This window comes from Salinibaculum sp. SYNS191 (assembly GCF_037338445.1).
GTDB lineage: Archaea > Halobacteriota > Halobacteria > Halobacteriales > Haloarculaceae > Salinibaculum > Salinibaculum marinum.
This window is the reverse complement of the sequence record NZ_CP147838.1, coordinates 965,579-991,337: the sequence shown is the minus strand read 5'-3', so window position 1 is coordinate 991,337 and position 25,759 is coordinate 965,579. Positions and strand designations below refer to the sequence as shown.

Sequence of the window (25,759 nt, the reverse complement as noted above, 5' to 3'; positions counted from 1 at the left end):
GTGACGCGCCGGCTGTCCGCCGCCGCGTCCACCTACCGATATCCCAGTCAGGCAGTCGCAGACGTCTCTGACGATTGTCGTAACGCTAAAGAGTCGAACATACCTTTATGTGCGTAAGATGGACAACACGCAGTTCTTACGGAGGTGGTGCCGTGGGTGTTGAGATACGGGAGTCGCCAGTCTCGGCCGAGGACTACGCCGCGATGGAGGAGTTCGTTCACGACTACCTCGCCGCCAGCGTCGAGAACGAGGACGAGGGCGGCCGGATGCGGTGGTACCCCTGGCACTCCGCAGAGTACCGCTTCAACCACATCCGCAACGTCGTCGACCTCGCGACCGACATCGCCCGCGAGGAGGGCGCGAACGTCGACGTCACCCGCGTCGCGGCGCTGTTCCACGACATCGCCAAGCTGGAAGTCGACCAGGACGTCCACGCCGAGGAGGGCGCCCGCATCGCCCGCGAGTACCTGGAGACCCACTGCGACTACCCCGCGTCGTTCGTCGACCAGGTCTGTGCCGCGGTCACCGACCACTCCTACCAGGGCGACCTGACGGACCTGCCGCTGGAGACCCGCTGTCTCATCGAGGCGGACATCCTCGACAAGGTCGGTGCGAACGGAGCGGCGCTGATGCTCCTCCGGATGGGCTACGAGTCCCGCACCCACATGGACGCCGCCGAGATGGTCGGCCGGGTGCTCGAACGGGGCGTCGACGCCAAGCAGCGCGTCGTCAGCGAGACGGCCCGCGACGTCGCCCACCAGCGACTCAAGCGCGTCAAGTGGTTCCGCGAGTGGCTCGACGCCGAGGTCGCCGGCATCGACGTCGAGGAGTAGTCACAGCAGGGTCGAGAGCGCGTCCCACAGGAAGGCGACGCCGAACCCGACCAGGACGACGGCGCTCCCGCCCGCGACCAGCGGCGCGAGACTGTCGACCCGCCGGCGGGCCGCCACGAGCGTCGCCGGGAAGCCGACAATCCAGACGACGATGCCGCCGAACAGCCCCAGGAGTAGCGCCACACTTCCCGTCTGGACGACGAGCGTCCCCGCCAGCTGGTCGCCGACGTACGGCGTCTCCGCGAGCAGGTCGTGAGTCCCCGGCTTCAGGAGGCCGACCCCGACCGTCAGCCAGAACAGAATCTGGTAGGGGTTTGTCAGCGCCAGCACGAACGCCTTCCGGAAGCCGTTGCTCTCCCCGTCGGTGCCGGGTTCGGGCGACAGCGTCTCCCGGACGCCGCGAGCGGCCCCGTAGGCGAAGTACAGCATCAACAGGCCGCCGATACCGACCATCACCGCCCGGAGCAGCGGGCGGCGGTCGACGAGGGCGACCAGCCCCGCCAGCGACAGCAGGAAGAAACAGAAGTCGGCGGTCATCGCGCCGAGGCCGGCCCGGAAGCCGGCGCTCCACCCGCGCAGGACGCTCTCCTCGGCGATGATGGCGTTCATCGGCCCCGGTGGCGCGGCCAGCGCGAGCCCGAAGACGACGCCCGCACCCAGTGTCGTGACCGTCTGGAGGACCATCTGCCGGCGCTTGACACCGGAGGGGAATAAAGTGTCCCCTGTCGACTCAATCCGCCCGCCGGGCGTCGAGCTGGTCGGCGATGTAGCCGGACACGTCGGTGAGGTGGGCCGTGCCCCAGATGGCGACGATGACAGCGCCGACAGTGTCGAAGACCAGGTCCAGCATCGAGTCCTCCAGGCCGTACTGGGTCAACAGCGCCTCGTTGCCCAGCGCCCGGGCGGCCTCGCCGAGCGTGAACTCGATGACCTCCCAGAGGACGCCGAAGGCCAGCACGAACAGCAGGATGTAGACGAACATGAACTTCGGGGGGAGGTAGATGTCCTCGGAGTGTTCGTCGAGTGCCCGCGCGGTGGCGTAGCCGGCCGCGGCGACGACAGACGACGACAGCGCGTGCGTGAAGTGGTCCCACCACGGGATGGACCCGTAGAAGTTCTGCTCGCTCCCGGGCAGTCCGAGCACGCCGAGTGCGTGGAAGAAGACGGCGGCGGTTATCCACAGCGTCAGCGCGGGGTCCATCGGGATGTCGTAGTCGCGTTCGAGAATCGGGGGAATCTGGGTCACGACGAGGCCGACCAGCGCGTTGACGACGACGGTCGTGCTCCCGCGTTCGAGCCCGGCGAAGAGGATGCCGACCATCGCCACCTCCATGACGTAGGAGGCCTGCCTCTGGCGACGCTCGCTGATTCGCAATCGCTCGCGCACCCTCATCGGTCCCCCTCCGGTTCGACCATCTCGGGGACGCGGGAGTCGATACGTGCCCGCCGGCGGACGTAGAACTCGAAGACCAGGCCCGCGACGACCCCGGCGATGGTCGAGGCGACGAACTCCAGCATAATCGCCCGCTCGATGGCCGCCTCCGTCGGACCGAGCGCGTCGAGGAAGACGGTCCCGAACAGGATGTCGGACGACCAGCGGGCGGCCGCCCAGACCCCGGCGACGGCCATCGTCGTGATGGCGACGAACGCGACGGCGAACCCGGGCGTCATCCGGACGCTCGTGAAGGTGTGCAACTCGACGACGACCACCAGCGCGAGGGCAGCAACCGAGAGGTAGGCAGCGATCTGGCTACTCGTCTGGAACGTGGCGAGCGTCCCGCCGAGGACCGGCAACGCGGCCAGCGTGAGAATCTCCCACGGGAGCATCGTCCGGGGCGAGCGGAAGGCGACCGGCGGCACGAGTATGAGTGCCGCGATCGCTCCTGCGAAGACGGTCCAGAGGAGGTCCCCGGTCAGGAAGCTCCCGATGGCCGTGACTACCACGACGGCCGTGACCACCCAGGCGAGCGCGGCGTTGAGTCGCGCGTCCCTGAGCAATGCCCCCACGTCTACCTCAGCCATACTCTCCTTTTCCGCCGAGTCGGTGAAAAGGTGTTGGGCACCGGCGTCAGACGACCAGGTACGCCGCGGTGTAGGCCAGCCCGGCCAGCGTGACGGCCGTCAGCGCCGTCGCGACCGTCTGCCAGCGGGTCCGCCGGCTGCGGTCGAGTTCGGTCGGCACTCCGACCACGCCCACGCCGAGGACGCTGAAGACGAACGGCCAGGACACCTGGAGCGTCGGCGCGGGGATGGCGAAGACCGCCCCGGCGTAGGCGGCACCGAGGGCCGCCCGCGGATGGACCAGCCCGCGCACACGCCACCCCCGGAGACGGGTGTACACGGCCAGCGCCAGCCAGATGGTCGCGAGTTCGACGAAGAACGCGCCGAGCAGGTGGACGGTCGGGTCGGCGGCGAGGGTGACCCGCTCCCCGACGAGCGTCACGTCGAGGGGATAGAGCAGCCCCGGCGGGGCCCCCGTCAGGAGGTCACCGAAGGGGTGGGTCAGCAGGCCCAAAAGCGCCGCCGCCAGGACGGTCCGCCGGCCGAAGCCGGCCGACCGCGCTACCCGGACGATGCCCAGTCCGGCCGCGACGAACAGCGCCATGATTGCCCCGCCGAGTGCGCCGCTGACTGCCGCGGCGACGCCGACAAGACCGACCAGGACGACGGCGGCGGTGCCCAGCGCGGCGGGCCGTCCCCGACCGTGCCAGGCGGCGAAGCCGACAGCGGCGACGGCCCCGACGACCAGCGAGTGGGTGACGGTCCGGTGGACGAGCGACGCGGCCGCCCAGAACGCGTCGGAGGCACCGACCAGCCCCTCCGCGCCGCTGGCGAGGCCGAACAGGGCGTAGGCCATGTCGACGTCTGGCAGGGTCGCGAAGAGGCCGGCGACGGCTCCCACCGTCAGCGCCCGGTCGGTCGCCCACCCTCGCCGGGTCGCGACGCTGGCTGCAACCGCGAACGCGAGCAGGCCGTGGCCGATGAACACGAGTGCGCGGCGTAGGCACCTGTCGATTATAAACTTCTCGTATTGTTGCCGAATGAACAGGAGCGGCCGCTATCCATCGACTGCGACCGGAGAACGGTATCGTCGGGACTGCGAGAGGCCGATTAGCCGCCGGAGCGGTGTGTGACCTCGTAGTCGTTCGTGTCGCGGACGCCGATTATCGCCCACTCGTAGTCGACGTCGCTCCGCAGGATGCGGCGTTCGAGGTCGGAGACGCGCTCGGACCAGGTGACGAAACAGCGCATCTCACCTGTGGTGGGCGGGTCCCGCGGCTCGGGCATCGGCGTGACCTGTACGACCCGCCACTTGCGGGTCGCCCGCAGTTCGCCCCCTTCCTCCGCGACACTGTACCCCAGGTCGTCGAATATCGACTGGGCCTGCTGACTGAGTGAGGTGGTAACAGTCCCCATTCGTCACTGGCTACGACCCACCACGGCTTAAGCGTATCTAACTGACACTGACACAACACAAGCGCCGGTGCGGGCTCACTCGTGGGCCGCGTCCCACTCCTCGGCCTTGCTCCGGTTCGAGCACCTGTTACACTGGACCCGGCCCATCGCGTCGACGGCGTTGTCCAGGGTGTCGCAGTTCCCGCAGTAGAAGCCCCAGCGAACGTCGCGGTCCTCGCCGGTGTAGACGACGTAGAAGGGACCTTTCGCCCCGCGCTTGCCCTCGCGTCGGTCGACGTACACCGTCTCGCCCTCGGGGGCTGTGACCGTCTCCATGCCCGGCCTTTCGCCGTCCACGGCCAAATGCGTGTCCTCTCGTCGCAACGGGAAAGGTTCAGGTGGGCCGACGACGAACTGCGGGGTAATGCCACAGGTCGTCGTGCCGGTCCGGTATCCGCTCACGGAGCACTCGCGTGCGACGCTGGCGGAGGCCATCGACATCGCCGGAGAGCGCGATGCCGCGCTGACCGTCCTCCACGTCAATCTCTACCAGAACGGGGCCACCACCTCCCGCAGACAGCTCAAGGACGCCGTCGAGTCCGAGTTCGGCAACCTCTCCAACACGCGATACGTCGTGCGGCGGGGACTGCTGGTCGAGGAGACGATTCTCGAAGAGATCGCCGCCGAGGAGGCGGACCTGGTGGTCATCGGGAAGAAACAGGTCAGCCGCTGGCGGCGCATGATACGGCGGCTCATCGACGACCCCAACGTCGAGCAGTACCTCCAGAGCGAACTCGACTGCGACGTGGTGACTGTCTCCCCGTAGTTACGAGGGCGGCCCGCCGCCGGGACGGTCCCGCGAGTTCCCGGAGAGTGCATCGTCCTCCTCGCTCACATCGCGTTCGCCCTCGTCCTGATTCTCGCCGCCGGCATCCGTCGGTGCGTCGGCCGGCAGGTCCGGACCCTGTCCGCTCCCCTGTTCGCGCATCGACACCTGCAGTTCGCCGCTGGTGTCGTCGAAGTACAGGTGCGAGTGCGGGTAGGCGATTTCCACGTCCGCCTCCGCGAGTTCGTCCCAGATGTTGGTCTGGATGACCGATCGGACGGTCTGGATCTTGTAGGGCTCTTTCACCCAGTAGCGCAGTCGCAGGAGGACGCCGTGGTCCGCGAAGTCCGCGATGAGGCAATCGGGGTAGGCCGGATAGCGCGAGGCCCCGATGCGGATGCGCGGCCCGCCCTCGATGACGGCGTCGACGTTCCGGGCGCTCCGTTCGATGAGGTCGCGCGCCTCCTCGATGTCGCTCTCGTAGGTGACCATCACGTCCAGGGTCTGGCGGGTGCGGGTGTCCTCCGCCGAGTAGTTGTACACGTCACGGTCGCGGATGTTGCCGTTCGGCACGACCAGAAATGTGTTGTCGAGCGTGAATATCTTCGTGTACCGCAGGGTGATGTCCTCGACGAACCCGCGCTTGCTCTCGTCGGTGAGTTCTATCATGTCGCCGATTTCGTAGGGCTGGTCCGCGAGCAGGAAGAGCCCGCTGATGACGCTGCCGACGATGGGCGCGAGGATGACACCCACCACGGCCGAGAAGACGGTGACGGACAGGGCGATGTTCCCCAGGTCCAGGCCGTTGAGCCGGAGGACCACCAGCAAAGCGAGTACGAAGATTCCGACGCGGATTCCACGGAGTGCGGTCCGGGTGAGGCTCGGGCGCTGGAGCTGACGCGCGACACGCCGGCCCACCAGCCGGACGACGAGCCGCGAGACCAGCCACGCCAGTGCAAGCACCACGATAGAGGCGAGCACGCCGGCGGTCCCCTCCGGCACCCAGTCCGGGAACCAGGCCGGGGACTGCAACCCGGTGCTGGCCGCAGCCGCGGCAATCTCCGTCCGTCCCGGGACGACGGCCGTATCCCAGCGCATGGACATGTCGACTTTGCGCTCGGGAATAAGAATTGCGTCCGGGCGGGGCGAACCTTATTTTGCCGTCGCTATCGCAGTCTGTAGTATGACCACCTACGACGCCGGCGAGTTCACGCTGGAGAAGGTACGCGACTACGTCTGGGAGATCCCCCAGGAAGGCGAGATGCGCGTGCCGGCCCGCATCCTCGCGAGCGAGGCACTCCTCGACGAAATCTCCGACGACAAGACGCTCGAACAGCTCCGGAACACGACTCACCTGCCGGGCATCCGGAAGTACGCCATCTGCATGCCCGACGGTCACCAGGGCTACGGCTTCCCCGTCGGCGGCGTCGCCGGCATCGACACCGAAGACGGTTGTATCAGCCCCGGGGCGGTCGGTTACGACATTAATTGTGGTGTAAGGATGATGAAAACAAACCTCACCTACGACGACCTCCAGGGCCGCGAGGAGGAACTGGTCGACAAGCTGTTCGCCAACATCCCGTCGGGGCTGGGCGGCGGCGGCATCTACGAGGGCGACAACGAGGACGTCGAGGCCGTCCTGAACCGCGGTATGGACTGGGCGCTGGAGCACGGCTACGCCGTCGAGGACGACCTCGCCCACTGCGAGGACGAGGGCTACCGCCCGGAGGCCGACGCGAGCAAGATATCCCAGAAGGCCAAGGACCGCGGGAAGAACCAGATCGGCAGCCTCGGCAGCGGGAACCACTTCCTGGAGGTCCAGCGCGTGACCGACGTCTACCGCGAGGACGTGGCCGCCGACTTCGGGCTGGCGGAGGAACAGGTCGTCGTCCTCATCCACTGTGGCTCCCGCGGCCTGGGCCACCAGGTCTGTACGGACTACCTGCGCGACATCGAGCAGACCCACCAGGGACTGCTCGACCAGTTGCCGGACAAGGAACTCGCGGCCGCGCCGGCGGGGTCGCAACTGGCCGAGGATTACTACGAGGCGATGTGCGCGGCCATCAACTTCGCGTGGGTGAACCGCCAGCTCATCATGCACCGCACGCGGCGGGTCTTCGAGCAGGTCTTCGACCGCTCCTGGGAGGAGATGGAGATGGACCTGCTGTACGACGTGGCTCACAACATCGCGAAGAAGGAGGTCCACGACGTGGCGGTCGACGAGGACGACACCGACGAGCGGGAGCTGTTCGTCCACCGGAAGGGCGCGACACGGGCGTTCCCGGCCGGCAGACCCGAAGTCCCGGAGGCCTACCGCGACGTGGGCCAGCCCATCATCATCCCCGGCAGCATGGGGTCGGGGAGCTACGTCCTGCGGGGCGGCGAGCACTCCCTGGCAGAGACCTTTGGCTCGACCGCCCACGGTGCCGGGCGGCTGATGAGCCGCACGCAGGCGAAACAGGAGTTCTGGGGTGAGGACGTCCAGGACGCACTGCGCGAGCAGGACCACATCTACGTCAAGGCCCAGAGCGGTGCCACCGTCGCCGAGGAGGCACCGGGCGTCTACAAGGACGTCGACGAGGTGGTGCGGGTGTCGGACGCGCTGGGCATCGGCGACCGGGTGGCACGAACGTTCCCGGTCTGCAACATCAAGGGGTAGTCAGGACCCGGTACTGCTCACTTCGTACGTTTCGAGGACGGTCTGGTTGGTGCCGGTGGCGTACACGAGGGAGATGTTCGCACCGGGGCGCAGGTCCCGCCCGTAGGCGTTGTTACTGCGGAGCTGGACGAGTGCCCCCGGTTCGATAGTGTCTGTCGCGTTGGCCCGCCCCAGTTCTGCCCAGGACAGGGTCGCGCCGGGTGCGCTCACGGTGAGGTTGCCCGCGACTAGCTCGTCGCCTTCGTTGTACGTGATGAGCAGCGACTCCTGTCCGGAGAAGTACCGGAACTCGAAGTCCGCCTGGATGCCGGTGTCGTCCTCGCCGCCGACGAACAGCACGTTCATGCCGACCGACGCGGTGACGAGCACCGTCAGCAACACGAGCGCGGCCACGCCGGCCCCCTCCGACACGGCGCGGTCGTCTCCGGACGTACCCCTCATTTGCCTGTGACTACCACGCGGCCCGATAAAGGTTGTTCGGCATCGGGAAAGCCATTTGTCCCGCCGGAGCGACACTCCGGATATGATAGACGAGACCGCCGCGAAGATTGCGGACATGCAGACCCACAGTTCCTCCGTCGTCGCCGTCGAGGCCGCCCAGGCGCTGCGGGAACTCACCGACCGGGAGTTCCCGACAGTCGAGGAGTACCGGCGGACGCTGGAGCGCAACAGCAACGCGCTCCGGCGGGCGAACCCCTCCCACGCCTCACTGCACACGACACAGCGCGAAATCGTCGCCGCGGTCGAGGACGCCGACGTCGACTCGGTCGCCGAGGCGCAGTCGGTGACCGTCGACGCCATCGAGGCAGTCGTCGAGCGGGTGGAGACCGGCAAGCGCCGGACGGCCGAACGCGCCGCGTCGGTGCTGGGCGACGCCGACACGCTGCTGACTCACGACTACTCGACGACGGTGCTGTCGGCCATCGCCCGCGCGGTCGAGGACGGCGCGGAGTTCTCCGTCTACGTCACGGAGGCCAGGCCGCGCTATCTTGGCCGGAAGATGGCCCGTCGGCTCGCAGAGGTCGAGGGCGTGGAGACGACGCTGGTCGTCGACAGCGCCGGCGGGCACTACCTGTCGGAGTGTGACCGCGTCGTCGTCGGCATGGACTGCATCGTCGGCGACACGCTGTACAACCGCGTCGGCACCTACCCGCTCGCGGCGACGGCCGCCGAGGCGGGGGTCCCGTTCACCGCAGTCGGGTCGGCGGCGAAGGTCGTCGATGCCGGCTTCGCGTTCGAGAACGAACAGCGCGCGGCCAGCGAGGTGATGCTCGAACCCGCGGAGGGCTTCGACATCGCCAATCCCGCCTACGACGCGACGCCGACGCGGTTGCTGGACTCGGTGGTCACCGACGAGGGCGTCCAGGAGTACTGACGGTCGCAAACAGTAGCTGGGATTTTTATTCTCCGCCGGCTTCCCTTCCATCGTGAGCACCCTCGTCGTCTGTCTCCACCGTGGCGACCCCCTCCCGGGCGGAGACCCGCCCGTCGTCGGCCGCGAGGCCGTCGAATCGCTCGTCACAGCCGTCGGCGTCGACGACCCGGAGGACAGTCGCGTGAACTGCCTGCTCGAAGGCCTCCGCGTCGCCGAGGACATCGACGACGCCACCGTCGCCGTCATCGCCGGGACGGGCGACGCCGTCACCGCCGACCGACAGGTCGCCCGCCAGACCGAGGACCTGGTCGCGGAGCTTGACCCGGACTCGGCGGTGGTGGTCGTCGACAGCGCCGAGGACGAGCGGCTGGTTCCCATCATCGAGAGCCGCATCACCGTCGACGCCGTCGACCGCGTGGTGGTCCGCCAGGCCCGTGACATCGAGTCGACGTACTACCTCCTCAAGCAGTTCCTCGCCGACGAACAGCTCAGAAAGACCGTTCTGGTGCCCCTCGGCGCGGCGCTGCTGGCGTTCCCGATTCTGCTCTTTGTCTCGGACAGCCCCACCGTCGCGCTCGGGGCAATCGCGGCCGCGGCCGGCCTGAGCCTGCTGTACAAGGGGCTGGGTATCGGGACCTACATCGCCCGGATGCCCGGTCAGATTCGCGAGGCGATGTACGCGGGGCAGGTCTCGCTGGTCACCTACGTCGTCGCCGCCGGCCTGGCGCTGGTGGGCTTTTTCGCCGGTGCCCTCAGCGTCTCCGGGATAGAGGCCGGGGAGGTCGGTTCGGTCATCGTCGGGATGCGCTTCGCCTACGACGCGGTCCCGTGGCTGACGATGGCCGCGCTCGCGGCCTCGGCGGGGCGGTTGCTCGACGAGTTCATCCGCAACGACGACATCGGCACCGCCTACGTGAACCTCCCGTTCGTCGCTATCGCCGTCGGGCTGGCGGTGCGCGGGTTCTCGGCGTACTTCCTCGAACGCTCGGGCATCTTTCCCCCGGCGGAGATTCCGGCCATGGAGTTCGGGCCGCTGACCTTCGACGGCCTCCTGCTGTCCTCCGGGACGCATCTCGCGCTGTTCATCCTCGGCAGCATCTTCATCAGCCTCGTCGGCGTCCGCATCGCCGCGTACGTCAGCGACAACGACGTCGACATCGGTATCGAGGAGCGAAGTTCCTAGAGGCTCCCGGTCCGAACCGCCCCGCTGAAATACGCCGGTCACCGACCGGGGAGACATGGAAGAAGTCGTCCACGCGCACGGCCACGAGCACGTCGCCGCCGAGCACGCGAGCACCTTCGAGTTGACCAGCGACGACTACCTGACCCCGGCGGGCGATTGCATCCTCGGCATCGAGGCCGACCGCACGCCCGCGGACTTCGACCGCGAGTTCGTGACGGCCTGCCAGTCCCACGACGCGACAATCGTCGCCACCGTCGAGGCGGCCGGCCACACCGAGACCGTCGAGGGCCGGGGCCACCCCGACCTGGTCTTCGAGAACGAGCGGAGTCTGGTCGGGCGCACGAGCGATTACGTGGACGACCGGACCGTCATGGTCGGGGCCGACGCCGCCGCGGCTGACCTCGACCGCGCGCTCGTCGCGGCGCTGGCCGAGGGCGCCGACCTCACGCTGACGCTGCGCGTGGAGTGAAAGTACAACGGTTATGCGGCCGGACGTTCAAGGACCGCGCATGAGCGAGAAGCGAACGATATCGGTCGTGGGTATGTCCTGTACCGGCTGTGAGGCGAACGTCGAGGATTCCCTCGAAGGTATCGACGGTGTGGAGTCGGTCGATGCCGACCACGAGCAGGGGACAGTCGACGTCGACGCGTCGGCGTCGGTCGCTGACGGCGCCCTCGAAGAGGCGGTCCACGACGCGGGGTACGCCGTCGAGGAGTGAGTCCCGGTCGGGCCTGCGAACGTCCTGCGTGGCCATCTGTACCTTTTTATTCGACAGTCGCCTACCCGGAGGTATGACCATTCTTTCCTTCGACGAAACCGGTGTCGACGTCGTCTACGAGGGGACGGAGTTCCGCCTGGAGAAGCGGCTCATCGAGGACGCTATCGGGAAGGAGTACCCGGAGGTGACCGACCACGAGGTGCTGAAGATAGTCGAACCCGACCCCTCGCTGTCGGGGGAGCCACAGCGCATCTCCGACATCCTGACCTGAGTGGCGTCGAACCAGGCCTCCCGCCCCGTCGCTGTCTCAGCTATCGTCCCCGGGCTGGCTGGTCGTGTACGAACTGCTGGTCCCGCGACTCACCCAGGAGTCGATGTTCTCCGCGACGTAGTCCTTGCTGCCCCAGCCGAGGCCGATGCCCATCGCCAGCGCGATGCCGGCGGCCAGTCCCCACGCCGCCGCCGTGGCGAACGTGTTGAGAAGCTGCACGTCGATGCCGATAGTGCTGAGGCCGATGACGATGGCGATGAAGTACAGGAAGACGCGCACCCCGTCGGCGAAGATGTCGGTGTACCCGGTATCGGTGACCGTCTCGGTGCGGCCGATGATGTCGGCGAGGAAGTCGGCGAGGATGAACCCGCCGATGATGATGAGCGTCCCGGCGACGAACGCCGGCAGGTAGGACACCGCCGTGGAGATCAACTCCGAGAGTTGCTGGATGTTCAGGACGGCCGCGGCCGTCAGGATGGCGATGCCGTAGACGAACCACGCCGTGATGCGCCCGAGGGTGTTCGAGATGGCTCCCTCGCGTCTTCCGAAGACGCGACCCAGCGGCGTGTCGCCCACGACGCGGTCGAGGTTGAGCCGCATCGACGTGCGCGACACGAGACGATAGGCTGCGCGACCGATCAGCCAGCCGACGAGCAGCACCAGCAACGCAGCCAGCAGGGCCGGGAGCACCTCGATGACGCTCCCCACGGCCTGCGAGAGGGTCTCCTGGATGGTTTCTGTCAGCGTCGCCTGGAGTACAGGGGTCGTCAGGCTCATACCGAACCAGACGTCCTTCCAGCGCATTGTAATGGAGGCGCTATCCGGTCGCCCGCTCCGGTAAGGACGGCTGTGTGGCCGCCAGCAGGTTGCGAGCCACTCTCGGGGGCGAGTAAGGCTACCTTATTGTACTTCTCGGGTGAGTGCCACGACTGCCGGTCCAGTCGCTCTCCGTCCCGGAACGCTATTGACGGGGGGTCGCCAATCGGGACGGTACGTGGAGTACATCGCAGCGTCACACCGGAACCCGTTCGACTTCGACCCACCCTGTGACTCGTTCGTCCCTGGCTACGGCGTCACGAGCGCCGACTTCCACGTCGTGGGCGACCACCCCGGCGTCCACGGCGGCCGCACGACCGGCGTTCCCTTCACCGACGAACCGTGGTCACCGCAGTTCTTCGACGCGCTCTGTCGCGGCGGGCTCGTGGAGTCGTTCGACTCCGACACCGGCGCGCCCGCCGTCGAGGAGACGTTCTTCTCGTACCTGCACATGTGCGACCCGGGAGCGGAGCAGCCGACAGCCGACGACTACGCTGCGCTGGAACCCTTCTTCGACGCCGAACTGCGCGCCATCACCGCCGACGTGTTGCTCCCGGTCGGCCCCCGCGCCACCGAGCACGTCCTCGCGACGTTCACGAACCGCTCGCCGGAAGCCATCGACATGGACGCCCTCCACGCCTCGGAGATTCAGGGGACGGGGTGGCTCGTCTTCCCCATCGCCGACCCGGTCGAGTGGACCGACGACGAGGCCGACCGGCTCGTCGAGGGGTTGACCCAGCTCCGGTCGAAGGACTACCGACAGCTCGCCGACCTGGGTCGGTTCTCGCCCGGCGAAGAGCCGTACTTCGTCCGCTAGCGCCGTCCGGGCCTTCGGGTGTCTCGTCGCTCCGGGCGACCGCTGTCGCGTGTCACAGTAGCTACTTGTTCCGGGCCGCCGTAGTTCCGCGACTGGAGCATGCCATCCATCCTCGTCGTCTACGGGACCGGAGAGGGACAGACAGCGAAGGTCGCACAGCGCCTGGGGGAGACGCTCCGCGAGCGCGGCTACGAGACGACGGTCGTCGACGCGGAGGGCCTGTCGAGTGACTATCCGGTGGTCGACAGCGACGCGGTCCTCGTCGGGTCCTCGATACACGTCGGGAGCCACGAACCGGCCGTTCGGGCCTTCGCACGCGAACACCACGACGCGCTGTCGACGCGCCCGACCGGCTTCTTCCAGGTGTCGCTGTCGTCGGTGGCGGACGACGAGGACGGCCGTGCGCAGGCGGCGTCGTACGTCGAGTCGTTCGTCGAGGCGACCGACTTCCACCCCGACCGCATCGGCCTGTTCGGCGGCGCGTTGCGGTACTCGCAGTACGGCTTCCTGAAGCGGCTGGTGATGAAACGCATCGCGAAGAAGGCGACCGGCGACACCGACACCTCGCGGGACTACGAGTACACCGACTGGGACGAAGTCGAGCAGTTCGCGAACGACTTCGCTGCCTTCGCCGAGGGCCGACTGGGCATCGCGCCGCCGTCCACCACCGAGTAGTCCGGCGATTCAGAACCGTTTTGCCCGCTGTCGGCCTCCCTCTACACATGGCCCTCCAGCGGATAGCCCTCGGTATCGGTGCCGGGCTCACGACCTTCGGCATCGTGGCCGTCGTCATCATCGAGGCCGTTCAGGTCGACCCGGTCGCCGGTATTCTCGGGGCCGTGCTGGGCGCGCTGTTCGGCCTCGGGGTCTTCGGGCTGGTCCTGTTGACCTACGACGAGGCGTCGCCGACCATCCGGCGCGACGTCGCGGCCGTCGCCGCCTTCGGCTACACCGCTCTCGCCGTCCTCGCTCTCAGCTACGTGAACCTCGCGGGGCTGCGCTCGGTCATCGACCCCACCGTCGTCGTCGCCGTCGCCAGCCTCGTCGCCGTGCTGGTGTGGCTCAGTCTCTGGGGACGCAGCGGGCCGCGCGAGACCGACGCCTGACCGCGCTGGCCGGCCGGTGTCGCTACTGCTCCTGTTCGGCCTCGATTTTGCCCTGGACCACGTCGACGAACTGCTCGGGGTGTTCGACGTGGGGCAGCAGGAGCGCCTCGTCGAAGACGGCCAGCCGCGCGTCCGCCCGTTCGGCCAGGTCGTACCCTTCAGAGAGGGGCGTGACTTCCGCGTCCCGGCCCCAGACGAGCGTCAACGGCACGTCGAGTTCGGCCAGCACGTCGTCGAGGTCCTCGGTGGGCGCGAGGAAGCCGCTGAGGAAGGAAGCGGGCGCGAAGCGGGCACCGGGCTGGTGAGCGACCTCCCACTCGTAGTCGACCACCTCGTCGGAGAGGTTCTCGACGTCGTAGTAGCCGTGGTCGGCGTGGAAGTACCGCAGCGCCCGGTGGCTCGTGACGAGGTTGTGGATGCCCTCGCCGACGACGGGGGCGCGAAGGAGGGTGCGCAGCCAGACCCGCCGGCCGCCCATCGAGGAGTCGGTCGGGCTGATGAGGACGAGTTCGTCCACCTCGTGGGTCCGCGCGGCCATCGCGGCGTAAGCGCCGGTCAGCGACCCCGCGATGACGATGGGCGGTTCGTCGCTCAGGTCGTCGATCGCGTCGCCGACGAAGGTGGTGTACAGCGACGCGGAGTACAGCAGGGGCGGCCGGTCGGAGTGGCCAAAGCCCGGCAGGTCGGGGGCGATGACGTGGTAGTCCTCGCTGAGTTCGTCGAAGATGCGGTGGAACTCGTGGCTGGACCCGGCGGCGTTGATGCCGTGGAACAGCAAGAGGTCCTGGTCCTCCGGGTCGCCGGCCTCGGTGTAGGCGATGTCGAAGCCGCGCCAGCGATACGTGCCGTGGTCGCCGTCGAGGAACGGCTCGAAGTCCTCGCGGGCCGTCAGCAGGCGGTTGGCGAGCACCGTCAGACCGACCGTGCCCGCGGCCACGCCGAGTACGTTCCGGAGTTTCATACGTAATACGTGGGCCGTCGCGGGTTTATAGGTGATGTTCCACCGACAGGCCGCTACCGCCAGGCGACGACCCCGGCCAGGACGAGCGCGGCCGCGAGCCAGGCGAGGAGGCCGACGGTGCTGGCAAGCGCCGCGGGGCCGGGCGGGACGCTCACGCCGGCGGGGCCGAGACTCACCCCGAACACCAGGCTCCGGTAGGCGCTGTTTGGACTGAGCGCGAGCAGCGCGTCCAGACCGCCCGGCGAGACGACGCCGCTCGTCAGCCCAGCGACCAGCGAACTGTCCAGCCCGACGACCAGCATCACGACGGCCCCCGTCGCGAGCGCCAGGCCGCCCCGGGTCGAGCGGGCGGTAGCGGAGACGAGGACGGCCACGGCCAGCACGGCCAGCGCGAACAGCGCGGTCAGGACGACGAAGCGGAAGTACAGCGCCGGCGAGTCGACGGTGGCGTGGGAGGCGATGACGGTGAGCTGTCGCCCCCTGCCCAGCGGCACCAGCGCCGCCGACCCGAACAGGCCGACGAGGACGACCCCGAGCACGACCACTGCACGGCCGAGGAAGACCCCGAGGACGTAGACGCCGCTGCGAATCGGGTAGGTGCGAATCGTCTCCAGTTCGCCGCTCTCGCGGTCGCCGAGCAGCGACCGGTAGCCGAAGGCGAAGGCCAGCACCGGCACAAGCACCTCCACCGGCGTCAGCAGGTCGAGCACCAGTCCCAGGTACGCGCCGGAGGCGCTGAGCCAGGAGATACCGACCAGCAGGGCGACGTACCCGGCAGCCAGTACCACCAGCATCGGCGTCCTGACGACCGTCAGGAACTCCCGCTGGGCCACGTCCACCAGGTAGCGGTACCGCGTCATTCCCGGTCACTCCCGTGCAGGCCCGCCGAGACGCTGATTGCGTCGTCGCCGCGTGCAAGCGCCGTCAGGGCGTCCTCGAGCGTCTCGGTCTCCGTCTCGGCCAGTATCGCGTCGGGCGGGCCGGTGGCGACGAGTTCGCCCCGGTCGACGACCAGCACTTCGTCCGCGATGCGCTCGACGGACCGCAGGTCGTGGGTCGCGAGCAGGACCGCGTCGCCCGCCGCGGCAAGGTCCGCGACGACGTCCGTGATGTGTCGGGTCATCGTCGGGTCGAGGCCGCTGGAGGGCTCGTCGAGCACCAGCAGCGACGGGTCGCCGATGGTCGTCTGCGCGACGCCGAGCAGGCGCATCATCCCGCCGGACAGGGCGTTCACGCGTCGGTCGGCGACCGCACCGAGCCCGACCCGGTCGAGGACGGCGTCGACGTCGGTCTCCGTCCCGACGAGCGAGCCGTAGAACGACACCGTCTCCCGGACGGTGAACTGCGGCCGGAAGTCGGGCTGCTGGGCGAGGTAGCCGACCTCGCGGTCGCTCTCGCCGGCGATCGTGACCGTTCCCTCGTCGGGCTCTATCAGGCCGGTCACCAGCCGCAGCAGCGTCGTCTTCCCCGACCCGTTGGGGCCGATGACGCAGACGACGGTGCCCCGGTCGACGCTGAAGGTGATGTCGGCGAGGACCTCGAGGTCGCCGAAGGCGTGTCCCAGTCCCTCGACTGCAACGGCCGTCTCCGTCCCGTCGGTCGCTTCGTCTCTCTCCTCGTCCGTCTCGGTCGTGACTGTCTCCGAACTCATGGGCTGTCCTCCGTCGTGACGTCGAGTGCGGCCAGGCGCTCGGGGTGGGCCGGCGCGGCCAGCGGCGCGGGGTCGACGACGGTCGCCGCCCGCAGTCCGGGGAGTGCCTGCTGGAACTCCCGGATGGCACCGAGCGTCGGCGAGTGCGCCAGCGCGTGGCCGCCGGCGGAACTGCCGGCGCTCAGGTCGACGGGGTTGGTCGGTCGGTAGGTCCGGTCGACGATGCCGTCCCCGTCGCGGTCGACGCCGGGAATCTCCCCCCAGTAGTTCCCGCGGCCCTCGACCGCCCAGGCGTTCAGCGTCCCGAGTTCGACCCCGACGGGCTGGTCGTTCGCGACGATGTCGTTCTCGGTCACGTCGTTGGTCGGCAACAGCGTCGACGACCGTATCCCGACCTCGTTGCGGACGACCGTGTTCCCCCGGTACAGCGAGCGGCTGGTCCCGATGGAGATGCCGATTTCGTTGCCGACGACGGTGTTGTTCACCGTGTAGGATTCCGCGCCGACCGTCGCGATGCCGAGTTGGCTGTCTCGGACGTCGTTGTCGACCTGGACGTTGCCGACCGGTCGCGTCATCACGATGATGCCCGCGTCCGTGTTCCGCATCGTGTTGTTCGCCGCGAGCGCGTCGCTGGTGTACATCTCGTGGAGGCCGTAGCGCATCCCCTCCATCCGGTTGTCGCGGACGACCACGCCGTCGGCGTAGTGGGTGTAGACCGCGTCCCGGCCGCCGTTAAATTCGGAGTCCTCGACGACCATCTTCGAGTACATCGCCAGCGTGCTCATGAACCCCTCCTCCCACGTGTCGCTGCCGTTGACAGTGACCTCCCTGACGACCGCACCGGTGCTGTTGAGTGCGACGACGCCGTTCGCCGGCGTCTCTATCGTCACGTCCTCGACCAGCGAGTGGTGGGCGTCGGCCAGCCGGATTGCGGCGTCGCCGTAGCCGTAGACCAGCCGGATGCGCCGGTCCCAGGCCGTGCCGTTGTCGCCACCGACGTCCCTGACGCCGACGTCGCCGACGCCGGTGATGCGCAGCGACGTGACGCCGACTCGTGGCGCGTCGGCGGTCAGGACCGTCCCGTTGCCGCCGCCGGTCAGGACCGTCTCCTCGCCGGCACCGCGAAGCGTCAACGGCTTCGAGACGGTGAGATTCACCGCGTAGCGACCCGGCGGAATCTCGACGGTGGTGTTCGGCGGGGCCTGCTCGACGGCGGCCGCCAGCGTCGGCGCGTCCTCGCCGACGACGACCGACACGGGGCGGTCGAGCACCTGTCGGGCCCGTTCCACCGTCCGGTCCGCCCAGGCCTGCTGCTCCGCGACGGGCGCGGTGAGCCGTCGCGTCTCGTCGCTGCGCTCGCTCATCACCGACTGGAGCCGCTCCCAGTCGACGACCTCGCCGTCGTGGGTCGACGCGAAGGCGTCGGCGTCCTCGCGCTCGCCGAACGGGACGACCGCGGGGCCGCCGGGCGTTCGCGCCGGCGTTCCGACGACGAACCACGCGTCCTCCGCGCGGACCCACCCTCGGTTGATACTGTCCGAGAGGGTGATGAACCCATCCGGCGTCAGTTCCGGCCCGGTCCCGGAGAGGTCAGTGACGAAGATGGCGAGTGGCTGGCCGAACTGCTCGGTCCGGCGCTCGGTGTTCAGCCCCGTCACCAGCGCCTCGATGCCGTAGTAGCCGACGACGTACTGGTACTGCGAGTAGAACACCTGCGCCTGCGGGATGACGTGGCCCGCCGCCCGGGCCTGCTGGACGTCGACGCCGGTCAGTCCGGTCTTCAGCGTCTCGTCGAAGCCGACCGGCGAGAACTCCTCGCCGCCGGCCGGTCCGGTCGCGAACCCGCTCGCGGCGACCAGCAGCGCGAGGACGACCGCCGCAGCGGCGAGTGTGACGTGTCTCATCGGTTCGCGAGGCCGGCGATGGTCTGCTCGGTCACCTCGTCGAACGTGGACAGGTCACCACCCCACTCCCCCTGGAACGCCTCCGCGTCGGCCCGGTCGGAGAACGCGATGAGGTCCCGCCCCATCGCCCCCTTGACGTCCGACCCGACCACGAAGGTGACGTCCGACGCTTCGACGAAGTCCGCGGCCTCGACGTGTGTCGAGATGAGGGTGTCGCCGGCGTCGGTCGACAGTTCGTAGTCGACCGCCGAGTAGTCGGTGACGTAGAACGCCTGCCGTTTCCAGCCCCGGTTCTGGCGCTCGAAGTCGTACTGGAAGGCCTCCCAGGTGCTGTCGAACCGGGCCGGGTTCTCGTGGCCGGAGGGCTGCCGGTCGGCGTAGAATATCTGCGTCGTCGGACCGGGGTGGTTCGGGATGACCATGCCACAGACCTCGCACTGGTCGGCCTGCGTCAGCGTCACGGGTTCCGGCACCTCGCCGTCTCCCCCGTCGCCGCCGCCGCCGAGACAGCCCGCCAGTCCGACCGCCAGGCCGACGCCGCCCGCGACGACCGCTCGCCGGGTCAGACGCGTCTGCTCCCGCTCGCTGCTCCCCGCAGGCTCCCTGCGGTTGTGTGAAGAATGGGCACAACCGTCGTGGTGGTCACACATACTTGATATTGGGTCCGGCGACAGAAATCTCTTCGATTTCCTTCTCAGACGGTGGTAACCAACGACGAGTTTAAACGCTCTTCGTGTCCGTCTCCCCTTACGAGAACTGTACTAGTGGGGTGTCAGTACACGATAGCCCGCTCCTGTCCTCGGAGCGGGCGTGACCGCGTCAGTCGGCGGTGGCTTCGGGCTTGCCGTCTTCGCTTTTCGCGTCGTCGAGTTTCTGGTAGTCGACGTACTCGCCGGTGTCGCGGAAGTCCTCCAGGAGGTTGATTGCCGCGCGGGTCCCCTCGCCGACGGAGGTGTTCACCTGCCGCTGGCCGCCGGTAACGTCGCCCGCAGCGTAGACGCGGTCGACGTTGGTCTCCATCGACCCGTCAGTCCGGACGTACTGGCCCTCGGTGGCGACGCCGAGCATCTCCGCGAGGTCCGTCCCGCCGGCGGCCCCGAGCGCGACGAACAGGCCGTCGACGGCGATGGACTCGCCATCCCGCGTCTCGATTGCCTGCACGGACTCGTCGCCCGTCAGGCGGTCGAGCCTGTCGGTGCGGACGGGGATGCCCTCGTCGTCGAGGCGCTGCCGGAGGTCGGGGTCGGCCGCGAACTCCGACCCGTTCGTGAGCACCTGTACGTCGTCGGTGTAGTCCAGCAACATCAGTGCCTCCTTGGCGGCGTAGTTCTCGGCGCCGACGACCGCGACGGTGCTGTCGCGGTAGAAGTAGGCGTCACATTCGACGCAGTAGGAGACGCCCTGGCCCTCGAACTCGTCGACGCCCTTGATGGCCGGCGACTCGTAGGACGCGCCGGTCGCGATGACGACGCCGCGGGCCTCGTAGCTGTCCGCCGTGGTCTCGATTTCGTAGGCCTCGCCGTCGGTGCGGCCGATGCGGACGACCTCCTCGTCGACGAACTCCGCGCCGAACTTCCGGGCGTGCTCGCGGCCGAGCGAGACGAGTTCCGGGCCGCTGACGCCCTCGGGGAACCCGAAGACGTTCTCCATGACGTCTACCTCCCGGGTCGTCCCGCCGCCGTCGTGGAAGACGTAGGTCTCCTGGTCGGCGCGCGCTGCGTAGACTGCTGCGCTCGTCCCCGCGGGACCAGCGCCGATGATGGCGATGTCTGGCATCGTGTCTCTACTCACCCGCCCGTCTCAGCTGTGCTGCGCTATCTTCTGTGCGAGCGCGTCCTTCTGCTGGACGCCGACCATCCGCTCGACCGGCTCGCCGTCGGCGAACAGCACGAGCGTCGGCACGCCCTGCACGCCGTACTGGGCGGCGAGTTGCTGGTTCGCGTCGACGTCGACCTTCGCGACCGTCGCCGCGGTCTCCTTCGCCAGGTCCGCCACGATGGGCTCTAGCATCTTGCACGGGCCACACCAGTCCGCGTAGAAGTCCGCCAGCACGACGTCCGCGTCGGCGACGGTCTCGTCGAGGTCCGCAGCGCCCGAAATGTGGACGGGCTCGGACGGCGAACTGCTGCTGTCGGATTCCTCGTCCTCCCCGGTCAGCTCTTCTTTCTTTTTCTCGCGAATCTCCTCGATGGGTTGTTCGTCGCTCATCATCACCCGGTATGAGCCCCGCCCTTTTAGTTGTTTTGCATGTGTTGTGCAATACTATGGCGATGGGGGAACCCATCAGGGGAGCGCCAGCGAGGGGAGCAGTTCGGGGGCGAGGGCGACGGCGACCTGGCCGAGGCCCGCCAGCACGAGCACGACGCCGGCGACCCGTTCGAGCGAGCGGCCGTAGGCCGCGAGTCGGCCCGTCGCCACGTCGAGACCGGTCCCGACGGCGACGGTCACGAGAAGCAGCGGGAGGGCGACGCTGGCGGCGTAGACGCCGACGACGGCCAGGCCGAGGGTCGGCGGGAGCGTGACCGCGTTCAGGACGACGGCCAGGAAGACCGGGAGGACACAGCCGGCGGAGGCGCCCGCGTAGCCCGCGCCGAAGAGCGCGAACCCGGCGGCGTCGGCCCGTCGCTCCGGGAGCGCGACCCGCCAGTCCGGCGCGCGGCCCGTGACCACGAGCGCGCCGAGGACGACCAGGGCGACGCCGACGAGCGGTTCGACGACCGGGAGTGACTGCGTGACGGGGCGGCCGACGAGGACGGCGAGGCCGGCCAGCGCCGCGAGCGTGACGAGGACGCCAGCGGCGGCGGCGACGCCGCGGGTAGCGATACCGCCGGCCCCGCGGCCGTCGTCTGCGGCGCTCACGTAGTACCCGACGTAGCCGGGCACCAGCGGGAGGGCACACGGCGAGAGGAAGGTCGCCGCGCCGGCCCCGGCAGCGAAGGCGAGGTGACTGGCGACGGCCTCGCTCACGCCAACTCACCCGCCGCGTCCTCGATTGCCTCGACGACGGCCGACGCCTCGACTGCGCCGGTGTGTGACCAGGTCACCGTCCCGTCCGGCGCGAGGACGACCGCTTTCGGCACGCTCGTCGCGTCGTAGCGCCGGGCGAGCACGGTCCCGTCGTCGACCGCCACCGGCCAGGCCCCGTCGTGGTCGGCCCACCACGACACGACCTCCCCGCGGGAGACGGTCAGCCCGACCGGTTCGCTGGTCACCGAGAGGAACTGGACGTCCGCGCCCACGCGCTCGTGGGCCGTGCGCAGCCGCGGCATCTGCGCCGCGCAGACCGAGCAGGTCGTCGCGAAGAACTCCACGAAACTGACGCGGTCGCGTGCCGGAACGGTCGCGGTGCCGGCCTCGCTGCCGGGCGCGTCCAGCGTCTCGACCGTGATTGCGTCCGAAGCTTGCTCGTCGCTCCCTCCGCTCAGGAGCGCGCTGCACCCGGCCGTCGCCGACAGACCGGCGCCGGCCAGCGTCGCCAGCAGGTCACGCCGGCGCACGGCAGTCACCTCCCGACCGAGCGGTCACCACGGCTGGAAGTGCGGCAGCGGCACGGCGGGCAGTGCGACGCCCAGGGCCGCCAGCCCGTGCTGGAGCGGGATATAGCCCAGCAGGACGAAGGCGACGCCCAGCGCCCGGTGGAGCCGCTTCCGGCCGCCGACGTCCATCGTGTCGACCACCGTCCCCGTCAGGAAGACGGCCGGGACCGTCCCGAGGCCGAGCGCCGCCAGCGCGGCCGCCCCGCCGAGTGCGGAGCCCTGGACGAACGCGTAGAGATAGGCCGGGTACAGCAGCGGACAGGGCAGGAGGCCGTGGATGGCACCCAGCCCCGCGATGCGACTGTCCCCGACCCAGTCGTCCACCCGCGGGAGCAGGTGCGCGTGGACGACGTCGGAGAGCCGGTCGACGCCCGGGAGCGAGATGGCCTGGCCGGCCCCGCCGGTCGCGTAGCTGACGCCGACGCCAGCGACGACCAGTCCCACCGCGACGCCGGAGACGGCGTGAACCTCCGTCGCGACCAGCGTCACGTCGCGGACGCTGACGAAGACCGCCTCCCCCGCGAGTCCGAACAGGCCGCCGATGAGCGTGTAGCTGGCCGTCCGGCCGAGGTTGAACAGGCCGTGCTGACGGACCGTCCGGAGTGTCAGCGTCCCCTGCCGTCGCCCCGTCTCCATCCGGTCGGCGTAGGTCGCGACCAGCGGGCCGCACATACCGATGCAGTGTGCGCCGCCGAGCAGGCCGACCAGCGCAAGCACCGGCAGGCCGACCGTCTCCGTCCCGAGCAGCGGGTTCGCTGGCGTGCATGATGCCATCGGTCACGCCGTCGCCTCGACGACTTCCTTCACGTCGCCGAGCACGCGGTCGTAGGCGGGGCTGTCCGTCCGGTAGGCGCGCTCGACCACGCCGCTGGGGTTGGCGAGGAAGGTCAGCGACAGGTGCCGGAAGTCGTAGCCCGGCAGGCGCTGGGACTGCCCGGCCCCGATGCGGTCGTAGGTGATGCCGAGCTTTCCGTCGACCACCTCCTCCGCCCGCTGTTCGGTCTCCGGCCGCAGGAAGTGCCAGTTGCCCGCCTCCATGTCGACGTTCATCTTCTCGGCGTACTCGCGCAACGCCGGCGCGTCGTCGCGCTGGGGGTCGAACGTGATGGCGAGGAAGGTCACCTCGTCGTCGATGCCCGCCTCGACGGTCCCCTGCTGGACGCCGGCCAGTTGCCCGATGAGCCGGACGCACTCGACGGGGCAGGACGCGAAGAAGCCGGTGACGACGAGAGTTCCGTCGACGGCCGCGGAGTCGACAGTCGTCCCGGAAAGCGGGTCCGGCAGTTCAAAATCCGGCAACTGCTGGCCGTACGCGGGGTAGGGGATGTCTTCGCTGTCGAACTGCTGGTCCTCGGGCGGGGACAGCACTGTCTGGCCCCCGCTGGTGCCGACGACCGAACTGAGACACCCGGCGCTGGCGACGATGCCTCCGACACTCGCCGTCCGTAGAAACGCGCGTCGCTTCATCGTCTTTCCCTAAATTACTGGGGCTGGTAAGCGGTCTGGTACACCTCTCGAAATACTTCGATGGCCGCACCAGATGGACTTTGACCGTTGCTCCAGTAGGAGGAGATATGAGTCCACGAGATGGCAACCGGTTGGACCGTCGGACGATGCTCAGACTGCTCGGTGCTGGCTCGGCGCTCGCGCTCGCTGGCTGTGGCGGCGACGGGGGCGACGGCGGAGACGGCGGCGACGCGACCCCCACCGACAGCGACGCAGTCCCCGACCAGTACCGGACCGCAACCGCGCTCGGCGGCCAGGAGCGCGACCCGGCGAGTCTCTCGACCAAGGACGCGGTCAGCTACCAGACCGAACCCAGCGAGGGCCAGCAGTGCTCTGGCTGTCTGTTCTACATCGAGGACAAGAACGGCGACGGGATGGGTGCCTGTGCCATCGTCGAGGGCAACATCGACCCGAACGGCTACTGCGTGAGCTACTCCCCCTACCAGGAGGACGGCGGTCAGGCCTCGCTGTCGGCAGTCGACGTCCCCGAGGACGCCAGCTGTGCGGTCTGTGACATGAAGGCCGCGAACTTCCCCGAGTGGAACGCCCAGGCGGTCCACGAGGACGAGACCCGCGAGTTCTTCTGCACGTCGGGCTGTGCGACGACGTACTACGCCGTGCCCGACACGTTCGCGGAGACAGACGCGGCCGTGGCTGGCCTCTGGGTCACGGAGTACGGGTCCGGCGAGACCATCGACGGGACCACGGCCTACTACGCCCTGGAGACCGACTCGGACCGGGTGGACGACCCGATGCGGCTCAACCCCGCGCCCTTCGCCAGCCGCGAGGACGCCGTGGCCTACGTCGACGGGGTGGACTACCTCTCGGAGGAGGACATCGTCGAACTGTCGGCGTTCGACAGCGACCTGGCGAGCCAGTACCGCGGCCGGTTCCTGGAGTAGCTCAGCCGTAGAAACTGGCGTCGACCAGCCGCGTGAAGCGGTCGACGAGTTTGTCGGGCAGCGAGGGACGAACCTTCCCCAGCAGTTCTCTCGTCTCCTCGGGGCGGGTCAGGCGGACGTGCGTCCGTCCCTGCCCGTCGTAGCACTTCTCGGCGACGTCGGCGTCGACCAGCGTCGAGACGTGCCAGGAGATGGTGCTGCGGGCGACGTCCAGTTCGTCGGCCAGTTCACCGGCCGCGGGTTCGTCGTGTTCCAGTGCGTAGACGATTATCTCCCGGACGGTCTCGCGGCGGAGCAGCGCGAGCGTGCGGCGCTCGACGGGGTCGTAGCCGTCGGGGAAGTAGTGGGTCCGGCCGCGGAGGTGTTCGGCGTCGAGTTCGCCGCTGTCCAGCAGACGGTCGATGTGGTACTGCGCCTGGCCGGTGGCGATGTCGAGGTTGCGCGCAAGTTCGTTGAAATGGACGCCGGGGTGGGACTCGACGTGCTGGTGGACCTCACGCCTCACGTTGCTCATGTCGAGCGCCGCTAGCTGCTCCTCGGATAAATAGACCGCAGGTGTTCCCGGCAACCGAGAACGCCGGTCACGGCGACGGTGACGGTGCGCCGGTCCGATACAGCGCGTACAGGATGAGCGTCGCCACCGCGAAGTCCGACCCGTGCTCGACGAGGTGGTGCACCGGCATCGGCACCAGACCCAGCGCGGTCCCGAATCCCATGAGCGAGCGCCCGACCAGCAGCCCGAGCGCCACCGCCAGCAACAGGTAGGCAGAGCTCCCCCGCCGCCGGTAGCCGACCACGCCGATGACGAACAGCGTCGCGGTCCCGAGCGTGGCGAGCGCGAGCACGAGCAGGAGCGCCGCCGCCTCGGTCCCGCTCAACCACTCGCCGACTGCCTGGAGCATCGTCGCCCGGAGCTACGGACGCAGGTGGCCTGTGTGTTACGGCTTCGCCGCCGGTGTCTTCCCCCGGACCTCCGGCCGCTGCACGGGCCGTCCTCGCGTCCCTGGGGCACGCCGTACTTGTTTTAGTATGGCACACTTTATACAAAACTATTTTTACACTGATCCGCGTAGCGTCGGGTATGGAACAGAATGTTGGTGGCCTCGACAGAACCGCTCGGCTCGTCGCTGGACCGATACTGCTGCTCGTCGGCATCGCCGCGTTCGCCGAGTTGCTACCCCTCGGAACGACTGTCGGGGCGCTTGCGGCCGTCGTCGGACTCGTCTTCCTCGTAACGGGGCTGACCCGGACGTGCATCCTGAACAGGCTCCTGGGCATCGACACGAGCAGACGGTAGG

35 protein-coding genes are annotated in these 25,759 nt (G+C 68.8%); 13 read left to right on the top strand and 22 right to left on the bottom strand.

Annotation, left to right across the window (positions count from 1 at the left end; all coding sequences use genetic code 11):
* Nucleotides 1-152 precede the first annotated feature (152 nt).
* Nucleotides 153-833 (top strand): HD domain-containing protein, encoded by a 681-nt coding sequence (locus WDJ57_RS05390; RefSeq protein WP_338904577.1) that lies wholly within the window; start codon nt 153-155, stop codon nt 831-833.
* Here the strand turns inward: WDJ57_RS05390 and WDJ57_RS05385 are convergent, their stop codons facing one another.
* The 6 genes from WDJ57_RS05385 to WDJ57_RS05360 all read right to left on the bottom strand — a co-directional run bounded on the left by WDJ57_RS05385 (nt 834) and on the right by WDJ57_RS05360 (nt 4,565).
* The gene (locus WDJ57_RS05385; RefSeq protein WP_338904575.1) at nt 834-1,517 is read right to left on the bottom strand and encodes a LysE family translocator; all 684 of its coding nucleotides are present in this window, start codon (nt 1,515-1,517) and stop codon (nt 834-836) included.
* Nucleotides 1,518-1,563: 46 nt separating this feature from the next.
* Nucleotides 1,564-2,226: a hypothetical protein gene (locus WDJ57_RS05380; protein ID WP_338904574.1), complete on the bottom strand. Its 663-nt coding sequence runs from the start codon at nt 2,224-2,226 to the stop codon at nt 1,564-1,566.
* The gene (locus tag WDJ57_RS05375) at nt 2,223-2,855 is read right to left on the bottom strand and encodes a hypothetical protein (RefSeq protein ID WP_338904572.1); all 633 of its coding nucleotides are present in this window, start codon (nt 2,853-2,855) and stop codon (nt 2,223-2,225) included. The genes WDJ57_RS05380 and WDJ57_RS05375 overlap by 4 nt, the downstream gene beginning before the upstream one ends.
* Before the next feature lie 46 nt (nt 2,856-2,901).
* The gene (locus tag WDJ57_RS05370) at nt 2,902-3,822 is read right to left on the bottom strand and encodes a metal-dependent hydrolase (protein ID WP_338904570.1); all 921 of its coding nucleotides are present in this window, start codon (nt 3,820-3,822) and stop codon (nt 2,902-2,904) included.
* A 122-nt stretch (nt 3,823-3,944) separates the two neighbouring features.
* Nucleotides 3,945-4,250 carry a DUF7116 family protein gene (locus tag WDJ57_RS05365; protein ID WP_338904568.1) on the bottom strand — a complete coding sequence of 102 codons (306 nt, stop codon included), beginning with the start codon at nt 4,248-4,250 and terminating at the stop codon, nt 3,945-3,947.
* 75 nt (nt 4,251-4,325) lie between these two features.
* On the bottom strand, nt 4,326-4,565 hold the full coding sequence (locus tag WDJ57_RS05360; RefSeq protein ID WP_338904566.1) for a DUF5816 domain-containing protein: 240 nt from the start codon (nt 4,563-4,565) through the stop codon (nt 4,326-4,328).
* A gap of 88 nt (nt 4,566-4,653) precedes the next feature.
* On the opposite strand from WDJ57_RS05360, the gene WDJ57_RS05355 reads away from it, so the two are divergent.
* Nucleotides 4,654-5,055 (top strand): universal stress protein, encoded by a 402-nt coding sequence (locus tag WDJ57_RS05355; protein ID WP_338904564.1) that lies wholly within the window; start codon nt 4,654-4,656, stop codon nt 5,053-5,055.
* Here the strand turns inward: WDJ57_RS05355 and WDJ57_RS05350 are convergent, their stop codons facing one another.
* Nucleotides 5,056-6,153 carry a mechanosensitive ion channel family protein gene (locus tag WDJ57_RS05350; protein ID WP_338904562.1) on the bottom strand — a complete coding sequence of 366 codons (1,098 nt, stop codon included), beginning with the start codon at nt 6,151-6,153 and terminating at the stop codon, nt 5,056-5,058.
* Between the two features lie 85 nt (nt 6,154-6,238).
* Between WDJ57_RS05350 and WDJ57_RS05345 the strand changes: the two genes are divergently transcribed.
* Nucleotides 6,239-7,714 carry an RtcB family protein gene (locus WDJ57_RS05345; protein ID WP_338904560.1) on the top strand — a complete coding sequence of 492 codons (1,476 nt, stop codon included), beginning with the start codon at nt 6,239-6,241 and terminating at the stop codon, nt 7,712-7,714.
* Here the strand turns inward: WDJ57_RS05345 and WDJ57_RS05340 are convergent, their stop codons facing one another.
* Nucleotides 7,715-8,155 (bottom strand): type IV pilin, encoded by a 441-nt coding sequence (locus tag WDJ57_RS05340; protein ID WP_338904558.1) that lies wholly within the window; start codon nt 8,153-8,155, stop codon nt 7,715-7,717.
* A gap of 82 nt (nt 8,156-8,237) precedes the next feature.
* On the opposite strand from WDJ57_RS05340, the gene WDJ57_RS05335 reads away from it, so the two are divergent.
* The 5 genes from WDJ57_RS05335 to WDJ57_RS05315 all read left to right on the top strand — a co-directional run bounded on the left by WDJ57_RS05335 (nt 8,238) and on the right by WDJ57_RS05315 (nt 11,262).
* Nucleotides 8,238-9,089 carry a translation initiation factor eIF-2B gene (locus tag WDJ57_RS05335; protein WP_338904556.1) on the top strand — a complete coding sequence of 284 codons (852 nt, stop codon included), beginning with the start codon at nt 8,238-8,240 and terminating at the stop codon, nt 9,087-9,089.
* Nucleotides 9,090-9,141: 52 nt separating this feature from the next.
* Nucleotides 9,142-10,272, top strand: coding sequence for a DUF373 family protein (locus WDJ57_RS05330; RefSeq protein WP_338904554.1), 1,131 nt, complete (start codon nt 9,142-9,144; stop codon nt 10,270-10,272).
* Between the two features lie 55 nt (nt 10,273-10,327).
* Entirely contained in the window at nt 10,328-10,741 is a 414-nt protein-coding gene (locus WDJ57_RS05325; RefSeq protein ID WP_338904552.1) for a DUF371 domain-containing protein, read from the top strand.
* A 40-nt stretch (nt 10,742-10,781) separates the two neighbouring features.
* Entirely contained in the window at nt 10,782-10,991 is a 210-nt protein-coding gene (locus tag WDJ57_RS05320) for a heavy-metal-associated domain-containing protein (protein WP_338904550.1), read from the top strand.
* A gap of 73 nt (nt 10,992-11,064) precedes the next feature.
* Nucleotides 11,065-11,262, top strand: a complete 198-nt coding sequence (locus WDJ57_RS05315; protein ID WP_338904549.1) for a DUF5800 family protein — start codon at nt 11,065-11,067, stop codon at nt 11,260-11,262.
* Nucleotides 11,263-11,298: 36 nt separating this feature from the next.
* On the opposite strand, the gene WDJ57_RS05310 is transcribed toward WDJ57_RS05315, so the two are convergent.
* Nucleotides 11,299-12,039: a mechanosensitive ion channel family protein gene (locus tag WDJ57_RS05310; protein WP_338904548.1), complete on the bottom strand. Its 741-nt coding sequence runs from the start codon at nt 12,037-12,039 to the stop codon at nt 11,299-11,301.
* A gap of 217 nt (nt 12,040-12,256) precedes the next feature.
* Here WDJ57_RS05310 and WDJ57_RS05305 point away from each other — a divergent pair, with 217 nt between their 5' ends.
* The 3 genes from WDJ57_RS05305 to WDJ57_RS05295 all read left to right on the top strand — a co-directional run bounded on the left by WDJ57_RS05305 (nt 12,257) and on the right by WDJ57_RS05295 (nt 14,001).
* Entirely contained in the window at nt 12,257-12,895 is a 639-nt protein-coding gene (locus WDJ57_RS05305; RefSeq protein ID WP_338904546.1) for a uracil-DNA glycosylase family protein, read from the top strand.
* Nucleotides 12,896-12,994: 99 nt separating this feature from the next.
* On the top strand, nt 12,995-13,570 hold the full coding sequence (locus tag WDJ57_RS05300; protein ID WP_338904544.1) for a flavodoxin domain-containing protein: 576 nt from the start codon (nt 12,995-12,997) through the stop codon (nt 13,568-13,570).
* A 47-nt stretch (nt 13,571-13,617) separates the two neighbouring features.
* On the top strand, nt 13,618-14,001 hold the full coding sequence (locus tag WDJ57_RS05295) for a hypothetical protein (RefSeq protein ID WP_338904542.1): 384 nt from the start codon (nt 13,618-13,620) through the stop codon (nt 13,999-14,001).
* A gap of 22 nt (nt 14,002-14,023) precedes the next feature.
* Here the strand turns inward: WDJ57_RS05295 and WDJ57_RS05290 are convergent, their stop codons facing one another.
* From WDJ57_RS05290 to WDJ57_RS05240, 11 genes are all read right to left on the bottom strand, one after another.
* A complete protein-coding gene (locus WDJ57_RS05290) occupies nt 14,024-14,962 on the bottom strand; it encodes an alpha/beta fold hydrolase (RefSeq protein WP_338904540.1) in 939 nt (312 codons plus the stop codon).
* Between the two features lie 53 nt (nt 14,963-15,015).
* Nucleotides 15,016-15,822, bottom strand: coding sequence for an ABC transporter permease subunit (locus WDJ57_RS05285; protein WP_338904538.1), 807 nt, complete (start codon nt 15,820-15,822; stop codon nt 15,016-15,018).
* Complete coding sequence (locus tag WDJ57_RS05280) at nt 15,819-16,613, bottom strand: ABC transporter ATP-binding protein (protein ID WP_338904536.1); 795 nt, start codon at nt 16,611-16,613, stop codon at nt 15,819-15,821. The genes WDJ57_RS05285 and WDJ57_RS05280 overlap by 4 nt, the downstream gene beginning before the upstream one ends.
* Nucleotides 16,610-18,517, bottom strand: coding sequence for a NosD domain-containing protein (locus tag WDJ57_RS05275; protein WP_338904534.1), 1,908 nt, complete (start codon nt 18,515-18,517; stop codon nt 16,610-16,612). The genes WDJ57_RS05280 and WDJ57_RS05275 overlap by 4 nt, the downstream gene beginning before the upstream one ends.
* On the bottom strand, nt 18,514-19,167 hold the full coding sequence (locus tag WDJ57_RS05270) for a nitrous oxide reductase accessory protein NosL (RefSeq protein ID WP_338904532.1): 654 nt from the start codon (nt 19,165-19,167) through the stop codon (nt 18,514-18,516). The genes WDJ57_RS05275 and WDJ57_RS05270 overlap by 4 nt, the downstream gene beginning before the upstream one ends.
* A 169-nt stretch (nt 19,168-19,336) precedes the next feature.
* Nucleotides 19,337-20,293 carry an NAD(P)/FAD-dependent oxidoreductase gene (locus tag WDJ57_RS05265; RefSeq protein ID WP_338904530.1) on the bottom strand — a complete coding sequence of 319 codons (957 nt, stop codon included), beginning with the start codon at nt 20,291-20,293 and terminating at the stop codon, nt 19,337-19,339.
* A 24-nt stretch (nt 20,294-20,317) separates the two neighbouring features.
* On the bottom strand, nt 20,318-20,725 hold the full coding sequence (gene trxA, locus WDJ57_RS05260) for a thioredoxin (RefSeq protein ID WP_338904528.1): 408 nt from the start codon (nt 20,723-20,725) through the stop codon (nt 20,318-20,320).
* Nucleotides 20,726-20,800: 75 nt separating this feature from the next.
* The gene (locus WDJ57_RS05255; RefSeq protein WP_338904526.1) at nt 20,801-21,484 is read right to left on the bottom strand and encodes a cytochrome c biogenesis protein CcdA; all 684 of its coding nucleotides are present in this window, start codon (nt 21,482-21,484) and stop codon (nt 20,801-20,803) included.
* Nucleotides 21,481-22,014, bottom strand: a complete 534-nt coding sequence (locus WDJ57_RS05250; RefSeq protein WP_338904525.1) for a TlpA family protein disulfide reductase — start codon at nt 22,012-22,014, stop codon at nt 21,481-21,483. Before WDJ57_RS05250 ends, WDJ57_RS05255 begins: the two co-directional genes overlap by 4 nt.
* Before the next feature lie 24 nt (nt 22,015-22,038).
* Nucleotides 22,039-22,827: a sulfite exporter TauE/SafE family protein gene (locus WDJ57_RS05245; protein WP_338904523.1), complete on the bottom strand. Its 789-nt coding sequence runs from the start codon at nt 22,825-22,827 to the stop codon at nt 22,039-22,041.
* Nucleotides 22,828-22,830: 3 nt separating this feature from the next.
* Nucleotides 22,831-23,520: an SCO family protein gene (locus tag WDJ57_RS05240; protein ID WP_338904521.1), complete on the bottom strand. Its 690-nt coding sequence runs from the start codon at nt 23,518-23,520 to the stop codon at nt 22,831-22,833.
* Between the two features lie 107 nt (nt 23,521-23,627).
* Here WDJ57_RS05240 and WDJ57_RS05235 point away from each other — a divergent pair, with 107 nt between their 5' ends.
* Complete coding sequence (locus tag WDJ57_RS05235; RefSeq protein ID WP_338904519.1) at nt 23,628-24,461, top strand: nitrous oxide reductase accessory protein NosL; 834 nt, start codon at nt 23,628-23,630, stop codon at nt 24,459-24,461.
* 1 nt (nt 24,462) lies between these two features.
* Here the strand turns inward: WDJ57_RS05235 and WDJ57_RS05230 are convergent, their stop codons facing one another.
* Together WDJ57_RS05230 and WDJ57_RS05225 are read right to left on the bottom strand one after the other, a co-directional pair.
* On the bottom strand, nt 24,463-24,975 hold the full coding sequence (locus WDJ57_RS05230) for a winged helix-turn-helix transcriptional regulator (RefSeq protein ID WP_338904518.1): 513 nt from the start codon (nt 24,973-24,975) through the stop codon (nt 24,463-24,465).
* Nucleotides 24,976-25,042: 67 nt separating this feature from the next.
* A complete protein-coding gene (locus WDJ57_RS05225; RefSeq protein ID WP_338904517.1) occupies nt 25,043-25,363 on the bottom strand; it encodes a DUF7471 family protein in 321 nt (106 codons plus the stop codon).
* A 179-nt stretch (nt 25,364-25,542) separates the two neighbouring features.
* Here WDJ57_RS05225 and WDJ57_RS05220 point away from each other — a divergent pair, with 179 nt between their 5' ends.
* The gene (locus tag WDJ57_RS05220) at nt 25,543-25,758 is read left to right on the top strand and encodes a YgaP family membrane protein (protein WP_338904515.1); all 216 of its coding nucleotides are present in this window, start codon (nt 25,543-25,545) and stop codon (nt 25,756-25,758) included.
* The last annotated feature ends 1 nt before the right edge of the window (nt 25,759 follow it).